The organism is Streptomyces tricolor (assembly GCF_002155905.1).
GTDB lineage: Bacteria > Actinomycetota > Actinomycetes > Streptomycetales > Streptomycetaceae > Streptomyces > Streptomyces tricolor.
In genome coordinates this window covers 12448-28723 of record NZ_MUMF01000211.1, presented here as the reverse complement: position 1 = coordinate 28723, position 16276 = coordinate 12448, and the positions used below count along the sequence as shown (strand labels likewise).

Genomic DNA, 16276 nt, shown 5'->3' with positions numbered 1-16276 from the left:
CTCCGCGCCCCAGCCTCCCGACCGCTCCGCGGCCACCCACAGCGTCGCCCCCGCGACCAGCCCGAGCGTCGCCCCCGCGACCTCGACGAGTGACACCGGCGTCTCCTCCGAAAGCAGGGCCACGTGCTGACCGTCGACTTCTCCCGGTTCCCGCTCGCCCCGGGCGACCGTGTCCTGGACCTCGGCTGCGGAGCCGGCCGGCACGCCTTCGAGTGCTACCGGCGCGGCGCCCAGGTTGTGGCCCTGGACCGGAACGGCGAGGAGATCCGCGAGGTCGCCACGTGGTTCGCGGCGATGAAGGAGGCCGGGGAGGCACCGGAGGGCGCCACCGCCACGGCGATGGAGGGCGACGCCCTCGCCCTGCCCTTCCCCGACGAGTCCTTCGACGTCGTGATCATCTCCGAGGTGATGGAGCACATCCCCGACGACAAGGGCGTGCTCGCGGAGATGGTGCGCGTGCTCAAGCCGGGCGGACGCATCGCGATCACCGTGCCGCGCTACGGCCCCGAGAAGGTCTGCTGGGCGCTGTCCGACGCCTACCACGAGGTCGAGGGCGGCCACATCCGCATCTACAAGGGCGACGAGCTGGTCGGGAAGATCCGCGAGGCGGGCCTGAAGCCGTACGGCACCCATCACGCGCACGCGCTGCACTCGCCGTACTGGTGGCTGAAGTGCGCGTTCGGCGTCGACAACGACAAGGCGCTGCCGGTGCGGGCGTACCACAAGCTGCTGGTGTGGGACATCATGAAGAAGCCGCTCGCCACCCGGCTCGCCGAGCAGGCGCTCAACCCGCTGATCGGCAAGAGCCTGGTGGTCTACGCGACCAAGCCGCACCTGCCCCGCCTGTCCGGGGCCGACGGGACCGCTGACACCGCCGGGACCGCCGGGACCTCCGAGGTGGCCGCCAAGTGACCACCCCCCGGACAGAACACCTCGTCCTGCCCGGGGTCCTCACCGCCGAGCAGGCCGCCGCGACCGTCGCCGGCATCCTCTCCGTGCAGCGGGAGGACGGGGCGATCCCCTGGTTCCGCGGGCACCATCTCGACCCGTGGGACCACACCGAGGCCGCCATGGCCCTGGACGCGGCCGGTGAGCACGAGGCCGCCGAGCGCGCCTACCGCTGGCTCGCCCGGCACCAGAACGAGGACGGCTCCTGGTACGCCGCCTACGCCGACGGCGCCCACGACGACGTCACCGACCGCGCCCGCGAGTCCAACTTCGTCGCCTACATAGCCGTCGGTGTCTGGCACCACTACCTGTCCACGGGCGACGACACGTTCCTGGACACCATGTGGCCGACCGTCTACGCGGCCGTCGAGTGGGTGCTGCGGCTCCAGCAGCCCGGCGGCCAGATCGGCTGGCGCCGCGAGGACGACGGCACGCCGACGGCGGACGCCCTGCTCACCGGCAGCTCCTCCATCCACCACGCCCTGCGCTGCGCGCTCGCCATCGCCGAGCAGCGGGAAGAACCGCAGCCCGACTGGGAGTTGGCGGCCGGTGCCCTGCGGCACGCGATCCGCCGCCACCCCGAGCGCTTCCTGGACAAGGACCGCTATTCGATGGACTGGTACTACCCGGTCCTCGGCGGGGCGCTGACGGGCGCCGAGGCCAAGGCACGCATCGAGGAGTCCTGGGACCGCTTCGTCGTGCCCGGCCTCGGTGTGCGCTGCGTGGTGCCCAACCCGTGGGTGACCGGCGGGGAGTCCAGCGAACTCGCCCTGGCCCTGTGGGCGGTGGGCGAGTCCGACCGCGCCCTGGAGATCCTCCAGTCCATCCAGCACCTGCGCGACCCGGACAGCGGTCTGTACTGGACGGGCTACGTCTTCGAGGACGACGCGGTCTGGCCGCGCGAGCTGACCACCTGGACGGCGGGCTCCCTGCTCCTGGCCGTGGCCGCGCTGGGCGGCCACGAGGCCACGTGCGCGGTCTTCGGCGGCGAACTGCTGCCGGCCGGCCTGGACCCGGAGTGCTGCGACTGACCCGGACCGCGCCGACGGACGGACGCGGTTGACCGACGACCGGCGGGCGCGGTCGCCCCACGGGCGCGGGCGGCCGGCCCGCGGAGCGGACCGCGCCGCTCAGTGCCGGTGCATCCGGTTGGCTATGGCGTGGCCGACGAACAGGTAGACCACGGCCGCGAGGCCGTATCCGGCGACCACGCGGGCCCAGGCCTCGTCGAACGTGAAGAGGTCGTGGGACCAGCCGGCCAGCCAGGAGGCCGCGTCATGGACGAACTGGACCAGGCCGTTGGCCCGGTTGGCGTCCAGCAGATACATCAGGATCCACAGGCCGAGGATCAGCGCCATGATGTCGGCGACGACCGCGATGACCGTCCCGGCCTGATTCGCGCCGTTGCGATATCGAGGGGACATACCTTTCGGATTGCCGGGCGGCGCACGGTGAAACCCGGCCGGAACCCGGAGGGCACCCGGGGAGGGCCCTGACAGAGCCCCGGGGGGAACCCGGACGGCGTCCCCCGAGTGGCGCATCCGGCCGCCCCGGGTGAGGCTTCCGGAGGAAGCAGACCGCTCGGGGAGGACACGTCCGGAGGACCTCGTGCCCGTACCGATACGGCGCCTCTTCGTGGCGCTCACCCTGTGCTGCGCCCTGGTGGCCGGTGCCACCGCCTGCGGAGGCGGCGAGAAGAGCAGCACGAAGGACACCGCGGCGGTCGAGGCCGCACCCGCCGTCGACACCCCCACCCCGACTCCCACCACGTCCGCCGAGCGCCAGAAGTTCGCCAAGACCCGCTTCGTGGCGAACGCGGGCCTCGCCGCCGGCGCGACCTACCAGTGGATCGTGAAGCCCTGGAAGGCCGGGAAGTTCAAGAAGGGTGCCCAGGGCCGCAGACTGGCCCTGGTCAAGGCGGGCCTCGCCGGCGCCTTCGCCTACAACCGGCTCAAGGCGGCCCACCGCAACGCCCAGGGCGACCCGACCCTCTCCAAGGCCCTCGCCCCGCTCGGCGCCGGCATCGAGGCCCTGAAGGACCTGCCGGCCAAGCTGCGCCAGGGTGACGAGGCCGCGGCAAGCGCCTTCGACGACGTCATCAACCAGGTCAAGGACGCGGGGCAGAGCGCCGGCGCCCCGGTCAAGGAGCAGGTGCCCTCCGCCTCGCAGCTGGCCAAGGGCTAGGAGTTCAGCTCGGCCAGCACCCGCAGGCTGTGCGGGTCCGGTGACATGGCCAGCAGGTCCGTCACCGGGCCCGCGCGCCACGACTCCAGCCGCTCGGCGATGCGTTCGCGCGGGCCGACCAGGGAGATCTCGTCGGCGAAGGCGTCCGGCACGGCCAGCACCGCCTCCCGCCGGCGCCCGGCGCGGAACAGTTCCTGGATCCGCCGGGCCTCGGCCTCGTACCCCATGCGCGCCATCAGGTCGGCGTGGAAGTTGCGGGCCGCGTGCCCCATGCCGCCGATGTAGAAGCCGAGCATGGCCTTGACGGGCAGCAGTCCCTCGGCCACGTCGTCGCACACCGCCACCCGCGCCATCGGTGCCACCAGGAACCCCTCCGGCACCTCCCGCACCACGTCGCCGTACACCTCGGGCCGGGTCGGCGCCCAGTACAGCGGCAGCCAGCCGTCGGCGATCCGGATCGTCTGGGCGACGTTGCGCGGGCCCTCCGCGCCGAGGAGGACGGGGAGATCGGGGCGCAGGGGATGGGTGATCGGCTTGAGCGGCTTGCCGAGGCCGGTGCCGTCCGGCCCCCGGTACGGCAGCGGATGGAACCGCCCGTCCACCGCCACCGGCGCCTCCCGGCGCAGCACCTGCCGTACGACGTCCACGTACTCCCGGGTCGCGGTCAGCGGCGACTTCGGGAACGGGCGGCCGTACCAGCCCTCCACCACCTGCGGCCCGGACAGCCCGAGCCCGAGCAGCACGCGCCCGCCGGAGAGGTGGTCCAGGGTCAGCGCGTGCATCGCGGTGGCGGCCGGCGAGCGGGCGGCCATCTGGGCCACCGCCGTCCCCAGCCTGATCCTCGACGTCCGCGCGGCGATCCAGGTCAGGGGCGTGAAGGCGTCCGAGCCCCAGGACTCCGCCGTCCACACCGAGTCGTAGCCGAGCCGCTCCGCCTCCCGGGCGAGCGCCACATGACCGGCGTCCGGACCGCGTCCCCAGTACCCGAGTGCGAGACCGAGCCGCATATCCCTGCCTCCTGACGCTCCGTCAGACACCAGCCGGGACGCGACTGTACGACAACGGCCCCCCGCCCGGAAGGGCGAGGGGCCGTGTGCGCTACGGCGGTACGGCTCAGCCGCGCTGGATGCCCGAGGTGTCCTGGAGCACGCCGCGGCGGCCGTCCTGGGTCTGCGCGACCAGCGCGGCACCGCGCTGCTCGACCGCCAGGTACCAGGTGCCCGGCGCGAGTTCGGCGATCGGCGTCTGCGAGCCGTCCTCCGCGAACAGCGGGCGGGTCACCGGCACGGCGAACCAGAACGGCGAGAAGTCCGCGGCCGGAGCCTGCGGCGCCGGGGCAGCCGCGGCGGGAGCCTGGGCGGCCGGCGGCTGCTGGCCGAACGGCTGGCCCGGCTGCGGCTGGGCGCCGTACGGCTGCTGCGGCTGGGCACCCGGGTAGCCGTAACCACCGGGCGGCTGGGCGCCGTAGGGCTGCGGCGCGGCCGGCTTGGGGGCCGGCACCAGGGCGGCCTGGAGGGCGGGCACGAGCGGCGTGGCGATGGCCCCCGCGGCCAGCACCAGAGCAGCGATGAGGCCCAGGATGAGACCCGAGCCGGCGTCGACCTTGAACAGCTCGTTCTCGTCGAGGGCGCCCAGCGGGTCGATGATCGTCCAGAACGACGTCCACGCGGCCAGGATCGTGAAGGCGATGCCGACCTGACCGAGGTCGAGTCCGGCGACCTTGCGCGGCTGCGGAAGCGCACGAGCGACGACGATCAGGACCGCGCCGACGATGCCGCCGACATACATGCTCATGACCAGGCCGAGGTTGTCCCAGGCGTTGGGGATGTCGCTGCCGTCGGAGTCGAACGTGTCGAGGAACGACGCGATGAACAGCAACACCGCTGCTCCGATCACCACGCCGTCGCCTCTAGTGAGGGAGCGGATATTCACTTCAGGTCCTTCGTAGGTCGTCTCGTCGTCGGTAGACACTACCGTCCGCAAGATCCGGCTGTCCGGCCGGTTCCGCCCGCCGGTCAGGACTGACGCAGGAAACTCACGATTCCCTCAGACAACCCTTGCGCCGCCTTCTGCCGCCAGGCTCCGCTGGTCAGCAGTGCCGCGTCCTTGCTATCGCGCATGTTGCCGCACTCGATGAAAACCTTCGGAACTGTTGACAGATTGAGACCACCCAGGTCCGTGCGCGTGACAAGACCGGTCCCGCCGCCGACGTAGTTGGAGGGCGGCTCGCCGGTCTCGCGCAGGAAGTTGCCCGCGATGCGCACCCCGAGGTCGTGGGACGGGCCGACGATGGCCCGGGTGTCGGCGGCGCCGGCGTGCACGGACCCCGGCAGGATGACGTGGAAGCCGCGGTCGCCGGGGGCGGAGCCGTCGGCGTGGATCGAGACGGCCGCGTCCGCGCGCGCGGTGTTGCCGATCCGGGCCCGCTCGTCCACGCACGGCCCCCAGGCCGGGCTGTCCCCGTCCCGGGTCAGCTTCACCGTCGCGCCCTGCTTCTCCAGGAGCGTGCGCAGCCGGTGCGCGACGTCGACGGTGAACTCGGCTTCGGTGTAGCCGTCGTTCGTGGACGTCCCGGTGGTGTCACACTCCTTGCGGTTCGTGCCGATGTCCACCTGGCGGTTGATCTCGGCCGTGTGCCGGAAGTTGCCCGGGTTGTGTCCGGGATCGATGACGACGACCTTGCCCTTGAGGGGGCCGGAGCCGGGTTCTTTGCCGTCGTCACCCGGGGAGCCGCTCGCGGAGGCGCTCGGCGAGGCGGCGGGGGTGCCGGCCGGCGCGGAGGGCGCCGCGGAGGTGCCGGCGGTCGGCGCGGCGGAGGCCGTACGGTCCGCACCGCCCGTACCGCCGCCGCCCACCGCCTCGTACACCATCCAGCCGAGCAGCGCACCGGGCACCAGCGCGGCGAGCGCCACGGTCAGCGGGCCGCGGCGGGGCCGTCGTTGCTGCGGGGGATCGAAGTCCGGTCCTGTGTACGACACGTCTGCGACTCTAACCGGGGCCTCAGATCCCCGCGCGCGTTCGCCGCAGGACACGCAGCGAGCCGGTCGCCGAGACCTCGGCGAACGCCCCGGACGCAAGGGCCCGCAGGTACACCCGGTACGGTGCCTGGCCCGTGAACTCGTCCTCCGGATGGGGGAAGACGTCGTGCACGACCAGCAGGCCGCCCTCGGCCACGTGCGGCGCCCAGCCCTCGTAGTCGGCGGTGGCGTGCTCGTCGGTGTGGCCGCCGTCGATGAACACGAAGGCGAGCGGGGAGTTCCAGAGTGCCGCGATCTGCGGGGAGCGGCCGACGAGGGCGACCACGTGCTCCTCCAGGCCCGCCCTGAACAGCGTGCGCCGGAAGGACGGGAGCGTGTCCATCAGGCCGATCTCCGGGTCGACCGTCTCGGGGTCGTGGTAGTCCCAGCCGGGCTGCTGCTCCTCGCTGCCCCGGTGGTGGTCGACGGTCAGCGCGGTGACCCCGGCCGCGCGGGCCGCGTCGGCCAGCAGGATCGTGGAGCGCCCGCAGTAGGTCCCGACCTCCAGCAGCGGCAGCCCGAGCCTGCCGGCGGTGACGGCGGCGTCGTAGAGGGCGAGCCCCTCGTCCGGGGGCATGAACCCCTTCGCCGCCTCGAACGCGGCCAGGATCTCGGGCTGGGGAGCGGCGGGCATGGGGCGCCTTTCGGTCGTACGGCTGTCCGAACTGCCGCCCATGCTGCCGCACCCCCGGTCACAGGGGTGACCGGGGGTGCGTGCAGCGTCCCGAAGGGCGCGGGGCCGGGTCCGAGGTGCGGATCCGCCGCGTGGGTGGGTGCGGCCGGGAAGGCGCCGCAGCCGTCGGACGACGGAAACGAGGCACCCCGCTAGGCGCTCACCGTCTCCCCCGGCAGCGAAAGATCCAGCTCGACAGCCCCCTCCGCACCGGAATGCGTCGCCGAGGAAGCCGACGGCCCATGGCCGGAGGCGCGCGCGGCCAGCACGTACGCCCCCTCGGCCGGCACCGCCAGCACGTAGCTGCCGTCCGGCGCGGAGACCGTGGCCCCCGCCTGCCGCCCCCGGCGGTCGATCAGCGTGACCTTGGCCCGCGCCACCGGGGCACCCGAGGCGTCCAGGACGCGCCCGCGGAACCCCCGCAGCACCTCCTCGGCGCGCTCCAGGTTGGCGTCCTCCTCGCTGCTCGCCCGCAGCTGCGTGTGCCGCTGGGCCGGCCGGGTGGCCCCCGGCAGGAAGAACGCCAGCAGCAGGCCGACCGCCACCGCGGCGGTGGCGATGAGGAAGGAGACCCGGAAACCGTGCATGGTCGGGATCTCGACGCCGCCCACGTCGTTCGCGGTGTCGGCCAGCACCATGCCGATGACGGCGCTCGACACCGACGTACCGATGGAGCGCATGAGGGTGTTCAGACCGTTGGCCGCGCCGGTCTCCGAGGCCGGGACCGCGCCGACGATCAGCGCGGGGAGGGAGGAGTAGGCGAGGCCGATGCCCGCGCCGAGGACCACGGACGTGACGACCGTCTGCCAGGCGGCGTCCATCAGGCCGAGGCCGCCGCCGTAGCCGATCGCGATGATCAGCAGGCCGGTGATCAGGGTGACCTTGGGGCCGTAGCGGGCGGACAGCCGGGCGTAGACCGGCGCGGTGAACATCATCGTCAGGCCCAGCGGGGCCACGCACAGGCCCGCGACGACCATGGACTGGCCGAGGCCGTAGCCGGTGGCGGTGGGCAGCTGGAGCAGCTGGGGCAGGACGAGGGAGACGACGTAGAAGCTGACGCCCACCATGATCGAGGCGAGGTTGGTGAGCAGCACCTCGCGCCGGGCGGTGGTGCGCAGGTCGACCAGGGGTGCCTGGACGCGCAGCTCGTACACGCCCCACAGCAGCAGGACGGCGACGGCGGCGGCGAACAGGCCGAGCGTCGTACCCGACGACCAGCCCCAGTCGCTGCCCTTGGTGATGGGCAGCAGGAGCAGCACCAGGCCGGTGGACAGGCCCAGCGCGCCGAGCAGGTCGAAGGAGCCCGCGGCGCGCATCGGGGACTCCGGTACGGCGAGGAGGGTGAGGGCGATGGCGAGCGCGCCGAGGCCGGCGGCGCCGTAGAACAGCGCGTGCCAGTCCGCGTGCTGCGCGACCAGGGCAGCGGCGGGCAGCGCGAGGCCGCCGCCGACGCCGATGGAGGAACTCATCAGGGCCATGGCCGAGCCGAGCTTCTCGCGGGGCAGCATGTCGCGCATCAGACCGATGCCGAGCGGGATCGCGCCCATGGCGAAGCCCTGGAGGGTGCGGCCCGCGATCATGATGAGCAGGTCGCTGGTGACCGCGCTGATCAGGGCGCCGACCACCATCACGGCGAGGCTGAGGACGAGCATGCGGCGCTTGCCGTAGAGGTCGCCGAGCCGGCCCATGATCGGGGTGGCGACGGCGCCCGACAGCAGCGTGGAGGTCAGGACCCAGGTGGCGTTGGTGGGAGCGGTGTCCAGCAGCTGCGGCAGGTCCTTGATGACCGGCACGAGCAGCGTCTGCATCACCGCGACCACGATGCCCGCGAAGGCGAGCACGGGGACCACGGCGCCGCCCGCTCTCCGGGTGGGCTGGTCGGTCGTCGTGTCTGGCATGGGGTGAGGCCTTCCGCGTGTCATGAGTGCCGGGTAAACCTCGTATGCACAGGCAACTATTCCGTTGCTTCGGGCCTCTAACGAATTCTTGACCGATCCATGGGTTTCTGACGGCACGTCATCGAGGTGGCCGATGCCGGAAGAGGCGGGGTTCCGCCTGCCGTTGCCCACGGTGCGGGCAGCCGCCGTCGGGAACGCGTGGGACGGAAAATCCCTACCCCGGTGGCCGGAAAGGGCGGAGACTCGTCCCATGGCTGACATGGGGGCGTTCCGGGAAGCGGTCACCGACTGGGCGGCCGGCGGCCCCGGTGGCCCCGCGCGCGAGCTGGCCGCGCGGCTGTCCGTCCGGACGGTCGTCCTGCTCGAAGGGCCGAGCGACGCGGAGGCCGTCGGCGCGCTGGCCGCGCGTCGCGGCCGGGATCTGGCGGCCGAGGGGGTGTGCGTCCTGCCGATGGGCGGGGCGATGAACGCCGGGCGCTTCGCCCGGCTCCTCGGACCGGCCGGCCTGGGGCTGCGCATGACGGGACTGTGCGACGAGCGGGAACACCGCTATTACGCCCGCGGCTGGGAGCGGGCCGGTGCCGCCCAGCAGGGGATCTTCGTCTGCGCGGCGGACCTGGAGGACGAGTTGATCCGCGCGCTCGGCGTGCCCCGGGTGGAGGAGCTGGTCCGGGCCGAGGGCGACCTGCGGCCCCTCCAGACCTTCCTGCGGCAGCCCGCGCAGCAGGGCCGGACCGCACAGCAGCAGTTCCGGCGCTTCTTCGGTACGAAGAAGGGGCGCAAGATCCGCTACGGCCGCGTCCTCGTCGAGGCCCTCGCCCCGGACGCCGTCCCCGCCCCGCTCGACGGGCTGTTCGCCTGCCTGTGAGGACGGCGTCGGCCGGGCGGTCGTGGTGCCCTCGGTGCCGCAGCCGCCGACGGCGCCGGCTCGTCCGGCGGCCCCGGTTCCTCCGGCCGTGCCGGTTCCGTGCCGATGGGGAAGCCGGTGGGGAAGGAAGCTGACGCCGCGTCAGGAGCCTTCACAACTGTCGAGCGCTGGGCTATACAGAGGGCGCCGGACTGGAACGCGTTCTAGGTCCGCACGTGGACGACCTCGGTGCGGCCGACGGTGCGGACGTCCGCACCGAGGTCTTGAGACCCGTCAGGAGCCCCATGCCCATCGACGCAGCCCAGGCCCTCGCCGCCGAACCCCGCTCCGGCGAGATCGGCTGGACCCCCAAGGACGTCCAGCTCTACCACCTCGGCATCGGCGCGGGAACCGACCCGGACAAGGACAGCCCCGCCACCGACCCGGACGAGCTGCGCTACACCCTGGAGTCCCGGCTGCACGTCCTGCCGAGCTTCGCCACCGTCGCGGGCTCCGGCTCGCCCGGAGTGATCAGCGGGCTGTCCATGCCGGGCGTCGACGTCGACCTCGCCAAGGTCCTGCACGGCGGCCAGAGCCTGACCCTGCACCGGCCGATCCCGCCCGCCGGCACCGCCACCGCCACCAGCCGGATCGCCGCCGTGCACGACAAGGGCAAGGCCGCCGTCCTCGTCATGCGCACCGAAGTCGCCGACGGCGAGGGCCCGTTGTGGACCAACGACGCCCAGATCTTCGTACGCGGCGAGGGCGGCTGGGGCGGCGACCGCGGGCCCTCCGCGCGGCTGGACCCGCCCACCGGCGACCCCGACCGGACCGTCGACCGGCCCGTCCGTCCGGACCAGGCCCTCCTCTACCGCCTCTCCGGCGACTACAACCCCCTGCACGCCGACCCCGAGTTCGCCAAGCTCGCCGGTTTCGACCGGCCGATCCTGCACGGCCTGTGCACCTACGGCATCACGCTCAAGGCGGTCGTGGACACGCTGCTCGGCGGTGACGTGACCCGGGTGCACGGCTACCGCACCCGGTTCGCCGGGGTCGTGTTCCCCGGCGAGACCCTGCGCGTGCGGATGTGGCGCGAGGAGGGGCGGGTGCGGGTCACGGTGGGTGCCGTGGAGCGGGACGACGCGCCCGTGCTCGCCGACACCGTCGTCCAGCACTCCTGACCGCCGGAACCCTGAGGGACGTCCAGCACTCGGAGAGACCGCCCATCGCTTCGGAGAGACCGTTCAGCACGTCCTGAGAGACCGTGAGGGGAGCCGCACCATGCGCGCAGCCGTACTGCACGAGACCGGCCAGGAGAAGCTGGAGGTCCTCGACGACGTCGAGGCGGTGGGCTTCGGCCCCGGCAAGGTCAGGGTCCGGGTGCGCGCCACCGGACTGTGCCACTCCGACCTGTCCGCGATGAACGGGGTGCTGCCCCAGCCGGCCCCCTTCGTGCCCGGCCACGAGGGCGCCGGCGAGATCCTCGACGTGGGGGACGGTGTACGGCACCTCAGGCCCGGGGACCGGGTCGTGCTGTGCTGGCTGCCGGCCTGCGGTGCCTGTCCGGCCTGCACACGGGGGCAGACCCAGCTCTGCCTGGCCGGGTTCGTGAACGCGGGCACCCCCAACTTCCGGCGCCCCGGCGGTGACGTCTTCGGCTTCGCGGGCACCGGCACCTTCGCCGAGGAGGTCGTGGTCGACGCCGGCTGCGCGGTGCCGGTCCCGGAGGACGTGCCCTTCGACATCGCCGCGCTGATCGGCTGCGGGGTGACCACCGGTCTCGGCGCCGCCCTCAACACCGCCGACGTGGCGGCCGGTTCGTCGGTCGCCGTCATCGGATGCGGCGGCGTCGGCATCTCCGCCGTACAGGGCGCGCGGCTGAAGGGCGCCGCCGAGATCGTCGCCGTCGACCCGGTCGCCTCCCGGCGCGAGTCCGCCCTCAGGTTCGGCGCCACCCGGGCCGTCCCGCCCGAGGAACTGGCCGACGCCAAGCAGCAGATCACCGGCGGCGAGGGCTTCGACTACGTCTTCGAGGTCGTCGGCCGGTCCGCCACCGCCCGCACCGCCTACGAGACCACCCGGCGTGGCGGCACTCTCGTCGTGGTCGGCGCCGGCGCCATGGACGACCACCTCAAGCTCACCATGTTCGAGCTGTTCTTCGACGAGAAACGCATCCTGCCGTCCCTGTACGGCGGCGGGGACGTGCGGCGCTCCTACGAGCGCACGATCGCCCTGTGGCGGGCCGGCCGCGTCGACCTGGCGGGCCTGATCACCCACCGGGTGCCGCTCGCCGGGATCAACGAGGCACTGGACCAGATGCGCACCGGCACCGCCCTGCGCACCTGCATCGAGATCTGAGGGAGCGGCCCATGTCACTGCCACTCGCGGGGCTCTGCGCGATCGTCACCGGCGCCGGACGCGGGCTGGGACGGGCCGAGGCCCTGGAACTCGCCCGGCTCGGCGCGGCCGTCGTCGTCAACGACCACGGTCGGCCGGGCCGGGACGGCTCCGGCGCGGCGTCGGCGGAGCCCGCCGAGCAGGTCGCCGAGGAGATCCGCGCGGCCGGCGGAACGGCCGTACCGCACAGCGGAGACGTCGCCGACTTCCGGCAGGCCGGTGAGCTGGTCCGGCTGGCGGTCGAGGAGTTCGGCAAGCTGGACATCCTCGTCAACAACGCCGGGATCCTGCGCGACCGGATGGTCTTCTCCATGACGGAGGACGAGTGGGACGCGGTGATCAGAGTCCACCTCAAAGGCCACTTCAACACCACCCGCTTCGCCGCCGCGCACTGGCGGGAGCGGTCCAAGGCGGCCGGGGCGGCGGTGTACGGGCGGATCGTGAACACCTCCTCGGAGGCCTTCGTGGCCGGGTCCGCGGGCCAGCCCAACTACGCGGCGGCCAAGGGCGGGATCGTCGGCCTGACCACCTCCACCGCGCTCGCCCTCGCCAAGTACGGCGTCACGGCCAACGCCATCTGCCCGCGCGCCCGGACCCGGATGACCGAGGACGTCTTCGCGTGCCTGCGGAAACCGGAGGAGGGCCTGGACCCGCTCGCGCCCGAGCACGTCGCCCCGCTCGTCGGCTATCTGGCCTCGCCGACCGCCGCCGGGGTCAACGGCCAGCTCCTCGTCGTCCACGGCGGCATGGTGGCCGTACTCGAACGGCCGCGGGTGCGCGCGAAGTTCGACAGCAAGCAGGAGGCGTTCACGTACGACGAACTCGACGCGCTGCTCACCCCGCACTACGCCGGCCGGCCGGCGGGGGAGACCTTCGCGGCGGCGGAGGTGCTCGGGCTCAAGCGGGGGTAAGGCGAAGGGGGCGCTCGCCGGACGAGCGCCCCCTCTTCTTCCTTGCCGTCAGGCAGCCGCCTCGGCCGTCTCCTGGACCGGCTTGCGATGCCGGCCGTGCGGAGTCGTCTCGCTCTCCTGGGCCGCGACCGGGCCCCGGTGCCGGCCGTGGCCGGCGGTCTCGGAAGAGTCGGCAGACAGCTGCTCGGTCGTGCTGGTGTCGCTCATCGGACGTATTCACCCCGTCAACATGATCTTTCGTACAGCCGGGCGAGTGTAACCGGCGCACCACGGCCCGAATCCAGGCGCACACGCCAACCGGCACTAGTTCGTTACAAGACGTCCCAGAGGGGCCTGTTGCAACGGCACCGGCCGGGTCACCACCCGCACCGGAGGCCCCGGTTCCGCCCGCACGGGAGGCCCCGGTTCCGCCCGCGTCGGGGCACCCGCCTCCGCCCCCGGCCCGCGCGATTCCGGCCCGCGAGCACCTGGCTCCGGCACGGAAGCGCCCGCCTCCGGCACGGGATGACCCGCCTCCGGCACGGAAGGACGCGCCTCCGCCGCCGGCCGGCCCGCCTCGGACGCCCGCTCGGAGCCCCCGTCCCGAGCGGGACCCTCCGGTGCCGTCAGGTCCGACACGCCGCACGGTGTCGTCTCCGTGGCGTACGGCAGCCGCAGCACCCCGTCCCGCGTCCACACCCCGGCCCCCGCCAGCCAGCCCTCCGGCGCCGGAAGGTGGCGGACCCGGCGTTCGGCCGGCCGCCAGGTGCCCACCCAGGTGCCGAACGTGCCGTCGATCCGCAGGCCCACCGCGCAGTTCTCCGGCATCAGCGCCTGCCCGGGCTGGATCGCGAACGGGGTCACCGCGCACTCCCGCACCCGCAGGCACTCCGGGAACCGCACCGGCAGGGTGCTGCCGAGCACGCCCCAGCCCAATCGTTCCTGCCCGGGGCAGGGGGCGTCGGAGGAGATCAGCAGCAGGCCGCTGTCCGGGTCGGCGAGCAGCAGCCGGTCGTCGCTGCCGTCCGCGATCTGCAGCAGCGGCGAGACCTCCGCGCGTTCCAGGTCCACCACGACCGTCTTGGTGCGTCCGCCCAGTTCCCGGTCGAGCGCCAGCATCCGCCCGGCGCGGTCCAGCCAGACCCCGCCCGAGCAGCGCCCCGGCACCTCGGCGAGCCGCTCGGGCCCGAACGCCCCGCCCGCCACCAGCCACACCACGCTGGAGCGCGGCCCGACGGCGAGCGCGTACGCCCGCACGCCGCCCGGCGCCGGCGGCAGCAGAAAGAGCCGGGTGCCGGGCTCGGGGCACTCCACCGCGCCCAGCGGCAGCTCGCCGGTGCCGGGCCCGGTCGGGTACAGCAGCGCGAAGGCGTGCCGCCCGGCCACCAGCCGGTGGATCAGCACCCGGCCGTCGCCCATCGGCTGCACCTCGGTACCGGGCTCCTCCGGCTGGTTGCCGGGCAGCGGTACGGCGTACGGCTCGGGGCCGTCCAGGGTCCAGCGCTCGGGGAACCAGGAGTCACCGTCGCGCGCGAGCCGGGCGGCGTACGCGCCGTCCGCCGTGATCACGCACCCCGCCCCCGGCACACCGTCGGCCCCCTCCGTGGACGGTGGTTCGATCGCACAGGCCGTCATCGTTCGGTCACCTCCGGCGACGAAGCTAGTTTTCGCACGCACAGGCGGGGGAGCGGCCCTCTCCGGCTTCACACGTACGGGTGGCGCAGAAGCGATTCATCTGAGGAAACCGGGGCGTGTGTGCTGACCGGGGTCAGACCGGACGCATGCGGTACAGCCCCGCCGAACAGCCAGGTAGCCTTGGCCCGTGCCCCGTCTGTCTGAAGTCATCGCCGCGCTGGAGAACCTGTGGCCCGCCGAGCGGGCCGAGTCCTGGGACGCGGTCGGCACGGTGGTGGGCGACCCCGACCAGGAGGTCACCCGGGTGCTGTTCGCCGTCGACCCCGTGCAGGAGATCGTCGACGAGGCGGTGCGGCTCGGCGCCGACCTGCTGGTCACCCACCACCCGCTCTATCTGCGCGGTACGACCACGGTCGCGGCCACGCACTTCAAGGGCCGCGTCGTGCACACGCTGATCAAGAACGACATCGCGCTGCACGTCGCCCACACCAACGCCGACACCGCCGACCCGGGTGTCTCCGACGCCCTCGCCGGCGCCCTCGACCTGCGGGTCGTACGCCCCCTGGTGCCGGACCCCACGGACCCGCACGGCCGCCGCGGCCTCGGCCGGGTCTGCGAACTCGACCACCCGGTCACCGTCCGCGAGCTGGCCGCGCGCGCCGCCGAGCGGCTGCCCGCCACCGCGCAGGGCATCCGGGTGGCCGGCGACCCCGAGGCCGTGGTCCGCACGGTCGCCGTCAGCGGCGGCTCCGGCGACAGTCTCTTCGACCAGGTCCGCGCGGCCGGCGTCGACGCCTTCCTCACCGCCGACCTGCGCCACCACCCGGCGTCCGAGGCGGTGGCCCACAGTCCCCTCGCGCTGCTCGACGCGGCGCACTGGGCCACCGAGTGGCCCTGGTGCGAGCTGGCCGCGAGCCAGCTCGACGAGATCTCCGACCGCCACGGCTGGGACCTCCGCGTCCATGTGTCCAAGACGGTCACCGACCCCTGGACCGCCCACGCGGCGTCCACCACCACCTCTAGCTAACAGGAGCCCCCAACTGAACGCCGCGCCCGCAGATCAGATCCGACTCCTCGACGTCCAGGCCCTCGACGTCCGCCTGCAGCAGCTCGCGCACAAGCGGAGGTCCCTGCCCGAGCACGCCGAGATCGAGTCGCTGACGAAGGACCTCACCCAGCTGCGCGACCTGCTCGTGGCCGCGCAGACCGAGGAGAGCGACTGCGCCCGCGAGCAGACCAAGGCCGAGCAGGACGTCGACCAGGTGCGCCAGCGCGCCGCCCGCGACCAGCAGCGCCTGGACTCCGGCGCGGTCACCTCGCCGAAGGACCTGTCCAACCTCCAGCACGAGATCGCCTCCCTCGCCAAGCGGCAGGGCGACCTGGAGGACGTCGTCCTGGAGGTCATGGAGCGCCGCGAGGCCGCGCAGGAGCGGGTGAACGAGCTGACCGAGCGGGTCGGCTCGGTGCAGGCGAAGATCGACGACGCGACCGGCCGCCGGGACGCGGCGTTCGAACAGATCGACGGCGAGGTCGCCGCGGTGACGAAGGAGCGCGAGGTCGTCGCCGCGTCCGTCCCCGAGGACCTGATGAAGCTCTACGACAAGCTGCGCGCGCAGCAGGGCGGCATCGGCGCGGCCAAGCTGTACGCCCGTACCTGCCAGGGCTGCCGGCAGGAGCTGGCCATCACCGAGCTGAACGAGATCCGCGCGGCGGCGCCGGACACGGTGGTGCGCTGCGAGAACTGCCGCCGCATCCTGGTGCGTACGGCGGAGTCGGGTCTGTAGGGC

General features: G+C 73.4%; 17 protein-coding genes. 9 read left to right on the top strand and 8 right to left on the bottom strand.

Annotated elements, in window-relative coordinates; all coding sequences use genetic code 11:
- The first annotated feature begins 123 nt into the window (after window positions 1-123).
- Together CCN44_RS16525 and CCN44_RS16520 are read left to right on the top strand one after the other, a co-directional pair.
- A complete protein-coding gene (locus CCN44_RS16525; protein WP_059249108.1) occupies window positions 124-912 on the top strand; it encodes a class I SAM-dependent methyltransferase in 789 nt (262 codons plus the stop codon).
- Window positions 909-1979: a prenyltransferase/squalene oxidase repeat-containing protein gene (locus CCN44_RS16520; RefSeq protein ID WP_059249105.1), complete on the top strand. Its 1071-nt coding sequence runs from the start codon at window positions 909-911 to the stop codon at window positions 1977-1979. Before CCN44_RS16525 ends, CCN44_RS16520 begins: the two co-directional genes overlap by 4 nt.
- A gap of 99 nt (window positions 1980-2078) precedes the next feature.
- Here CCN44_RS16520 and CCN44_RS16515 read toward each other — a convergent pair whose 3' ends face one another.
- Window positions 2079-2372 carry a hypothetical protein gene (locus CCN44_RS16515; protein ID WP_059249103.1) on the bottom strand — a complete coding sequence of 98 codons (294 nt, stop codon included), beginning with the start codon at window positions 2370-2372 and terminating at the stop codon, window positions 2079-2081.
- Between the two features lie 184 nt (window positions 2373-2556).
- Here CCN44_RS16515 and CCN44_RS16510 point away from each other — a divergent pair, with 184 nt between their 5' ends.
- Window positions 2557-3132 (top strand): hypothetical protein, encoded by a 576-nt coding sequence (locus CCN44_RS16510; protein ID WP_059249102.1) that lies wholly within the window; start codon window positions 2557-2559, stop codon window positions 3130-3132.
- On the opposite strand, the gene CCN44_RS16505 is transcribed toward CCN44_RS16510, so the two are convergent.
- The 5 genes from CCN44_RS16505 to CCN44_RS16485 form a co-directional block, all read right to left on the bottom strand.
- On the bottom strand, window positions 3129-4139 hold the full coding sequence (locus CCN44_RS16505; protein ID WP_086698092.1) for an LLM class F420-dependent oxidoreductase: 1011 nt from the start codon (window positions 4137-4139) through the stop codon (window positions 3129-3131). The two genes, CCN44_RS16510 and CCN44_RS16505, sit on opposite strands and share 4 nt — an antisense overlap.
- Before the next feature lie 106 nt (window positions 4140-4245).
- Complete coding sequence (locus CCN44_RS16500; protein WP_189397224.1) at window positions 4246-5064, bottom strand: DUF5336 domain-containing protein; 819 nt, start codon at window positions 5062-5064, stop codon at window positions 4246-4248.
- An 83-nt stretch (window positions 5065-5147) separates the two neighbouring features.
- On the bottom strand, window positions 5148-6110 hold the full coding sequence (locus CCN44_RS16495; protein ID WP_208639785.1) for an N-acetylmuramoyl-L-alanine amidase: 963 nt from the start codon (window positions 6108-6110) through the stop codon (window positions 5148-5150).
- A gap of 22 nt (window positions 6111-6132) precedes the next feature.
- On the bottom strand, window positions 6133-6783 hold the full coding sequence (locus CCN44_RS16490) for a class I SAM-dependent methyltransferase (RefSeq protein ID WP_059249096.1): 651 nt from the start codon (window positions 6781-6783) through the stop codon (window positions 6133-6135).
- Between the two features lie 191 nt (window positions 6784-6974).
- Window positions 6975-8720: an MFS transporter gene (locus tag CCN44_RS16485; protein WP_086698091.1), complete on the bottom strand. Its 1746-nt coding sequence runs from the start codon at window positions 8718-8720 to the stop codon at window positions 6975-6977.
- A gap of 250 nt (window positions 8721-8970) precedes the next feature.
- Here CCN44_RS16485 and CCN44_RS16480 point away from each other — a divergent pair, with 250 nt between their 5' ends.
- From CCN44_RS16480 to CCN44_RS16465, 4 genes are all read left to right on the top strand, one after another.
- The gene (locus CCN44_RS16480) at window positions 8971-9588 is read left to right on the top strand and encodes a TOPRIM nucleotidyl transferase/hydrolase domain-containing protein (RefSeq protein ID WP_086698090.1); all 618 of its coding nucleotides are present in this window, start codon (window positions 8971-8973) and stop codon (window positions 9586-9588) included.
- 284 nt (window positions 9589-9872) lie between these two features.
- Complete coding sequence (locus CCN44_RS16475; RefSeq protein ID WP_086698089.1) at window positions 9873-10748, top strand: MaoC/PaaZ C-terminal domain-containing protein; 876 nt, start codon at window positions 9873-9875, stop codon at window positions 10746-10748.
- A gap of 100 nt (window positions 10749-10848) precedes the next feature.
- On the top strand, window positions 10849-11925 hold the full coding sequence (locus CCN44_RS16470; RefSeq protein WP_059249087.1) for a Zn-dependent alcohol dehydrogenase: 1077 nt from the start codon (window positions 10849-10851) through the stop codon (window positions 11923-11925).
- Window positions 11926-11936: 11 nt separating this feature from the next.
- Window positions 11937-12875: a 3-oxoacyl-ACP reductase gene (locus CCN44_RS16465; protein ID WP_086698088.1), complete on the top strand. Its 939-nt coding sequence runs from the start codon at window positions 11937-11939 to the stop codon at window positions 12873-12875.
- Window positions 12876-12923: 48 nt separating this feature from the next.
- On the opposite strand, the gene CCN44_RS45050 is transcribed toward CCN44_RS16465, so the two are convergent.
- Entirely contained in the window at window positions 12924-13082 is a 159-nt protein-coding gene (locus CCN44_RS45050) for a hypothetical protein (RefSeq protein WP_086698087.1), read from the bottom strand.
- Between the two features lie 96 nt (window positions 13083-13178).
- Window positions 13179-14489, bottom strand: a complete 1311-nt coding sequence (locus CCN44_RS16455; protein WP_086698086.1) for a hypothetical protein — start codon at window positions 14487-14489, stop codon at window positions 13179-13181.
- A 187-nt stretch (window positions 14490-14676) separates the two neighbouring features.
- Here CCN44_RS16455 and CCN44_RS16450 point away from each other — a divergent pair, with 187 nt between their 5' ends.
- Together CCN44_RS16450 and CCN44_RS16445 are read left to right on the top strand one after the other, a co-directional pair.
- Complete coding sequence (locus tag CCN44_RS16450; protein ID WP_059249081.1) at window positions 14677-15516, top strand: Nif3-like dinuclear metal center hexameric protein; 840 nt, start codon at window positions 14677-14679, stop codon at window positions 15514-15516.
- 13 nt (window positions 15517-15529) lie between these two features.
- Window positions 15530-16273: a zinc ribbon domain-containing protein gene (locus tag CCN44_RS16445; RefSeq protein WP_079081311.1), complete on the top strand. Its 744-nt coding sequence runs from the start codon at window positions 15530-15532 to the stop codon at window positions 16271-16273.
- Window positions 16274-16276 lie beyond the last annotated feature (3 nt).

Bases quoted from the DNA above. Each gene is read 5' to 3' on its own strand.
- CCN44_RS16515 (WP_059249103.1), bottom strand. From the start codon at position 2,372: ATGTCCCCTCGATATCGCAACGGCGCGAATCAGGCCGGGACGGTCATC.
- CCN44_RS16505 (WP_086698092.1), bottom strand. From the start codon at position 4,139: ATGCGGCTCGGTCTCGCACTCGGGTACTGGGGACGCGGTCCGGACGCC.
- CCN44_RS16490 (WP_059249096.1), bottom strand. From the start codon at position 6,783: ATGCCCGCCGCTCCCCAGCCCGAGATCCTGGCCGCGTTCGAGGCGGCG.
- CCN44_RS16485 (WP_086698091.1), bottom strand. From the start codon at position 8,720: ATGCCAGACACGACGACCGACCAGCCCACCCGGAGAGCGGGCGGCGCC.
- CCN44_RS16480 (WP_086698090.1), top strand. From the start codon at position 8,971: ATGGCTGACATGGGGGCGTTCCGGGAAGCGGTCACCGACTGGGCGGCC.
- CCN44_RS16475 (WP_086698089.1), top strand. From the start codon at position 9,873: ATGCCCATCGACGCAGCCCAGGCCCTCGCCGCCGAACCCCGCTCCGGC.
- CCN44_RS16470 (WP_059249087.1), top strand. From the start codon at position 10,849: ATGCGCGCAGCCGTACTGCACGAGACCGGCCAGGAGAAGCTGGAGGTC.
- CCN44_RS16465 (WP_086698088.1), top strand. From the start codon at position 11,937: ATGTCACTGCCACTCGCGGGGCTCTGCGCGATCGTCACCGGCGCCGGA.
- CCN44_RS45050 (WP_086698087.1), bottom strand. From the start codon at position 13,082: ATGAGCGACACCAGCACGACCGAGCAGCTGTCTGCCGACTCTTCCGAG.
- CCN44_RS16455 (WP_086698086.1), bottom strand. From the start codon at position 14,489: ATGACGGCCTGTGCGATCGAACCACCGTCCACGGAGGGGGCCGACGGT.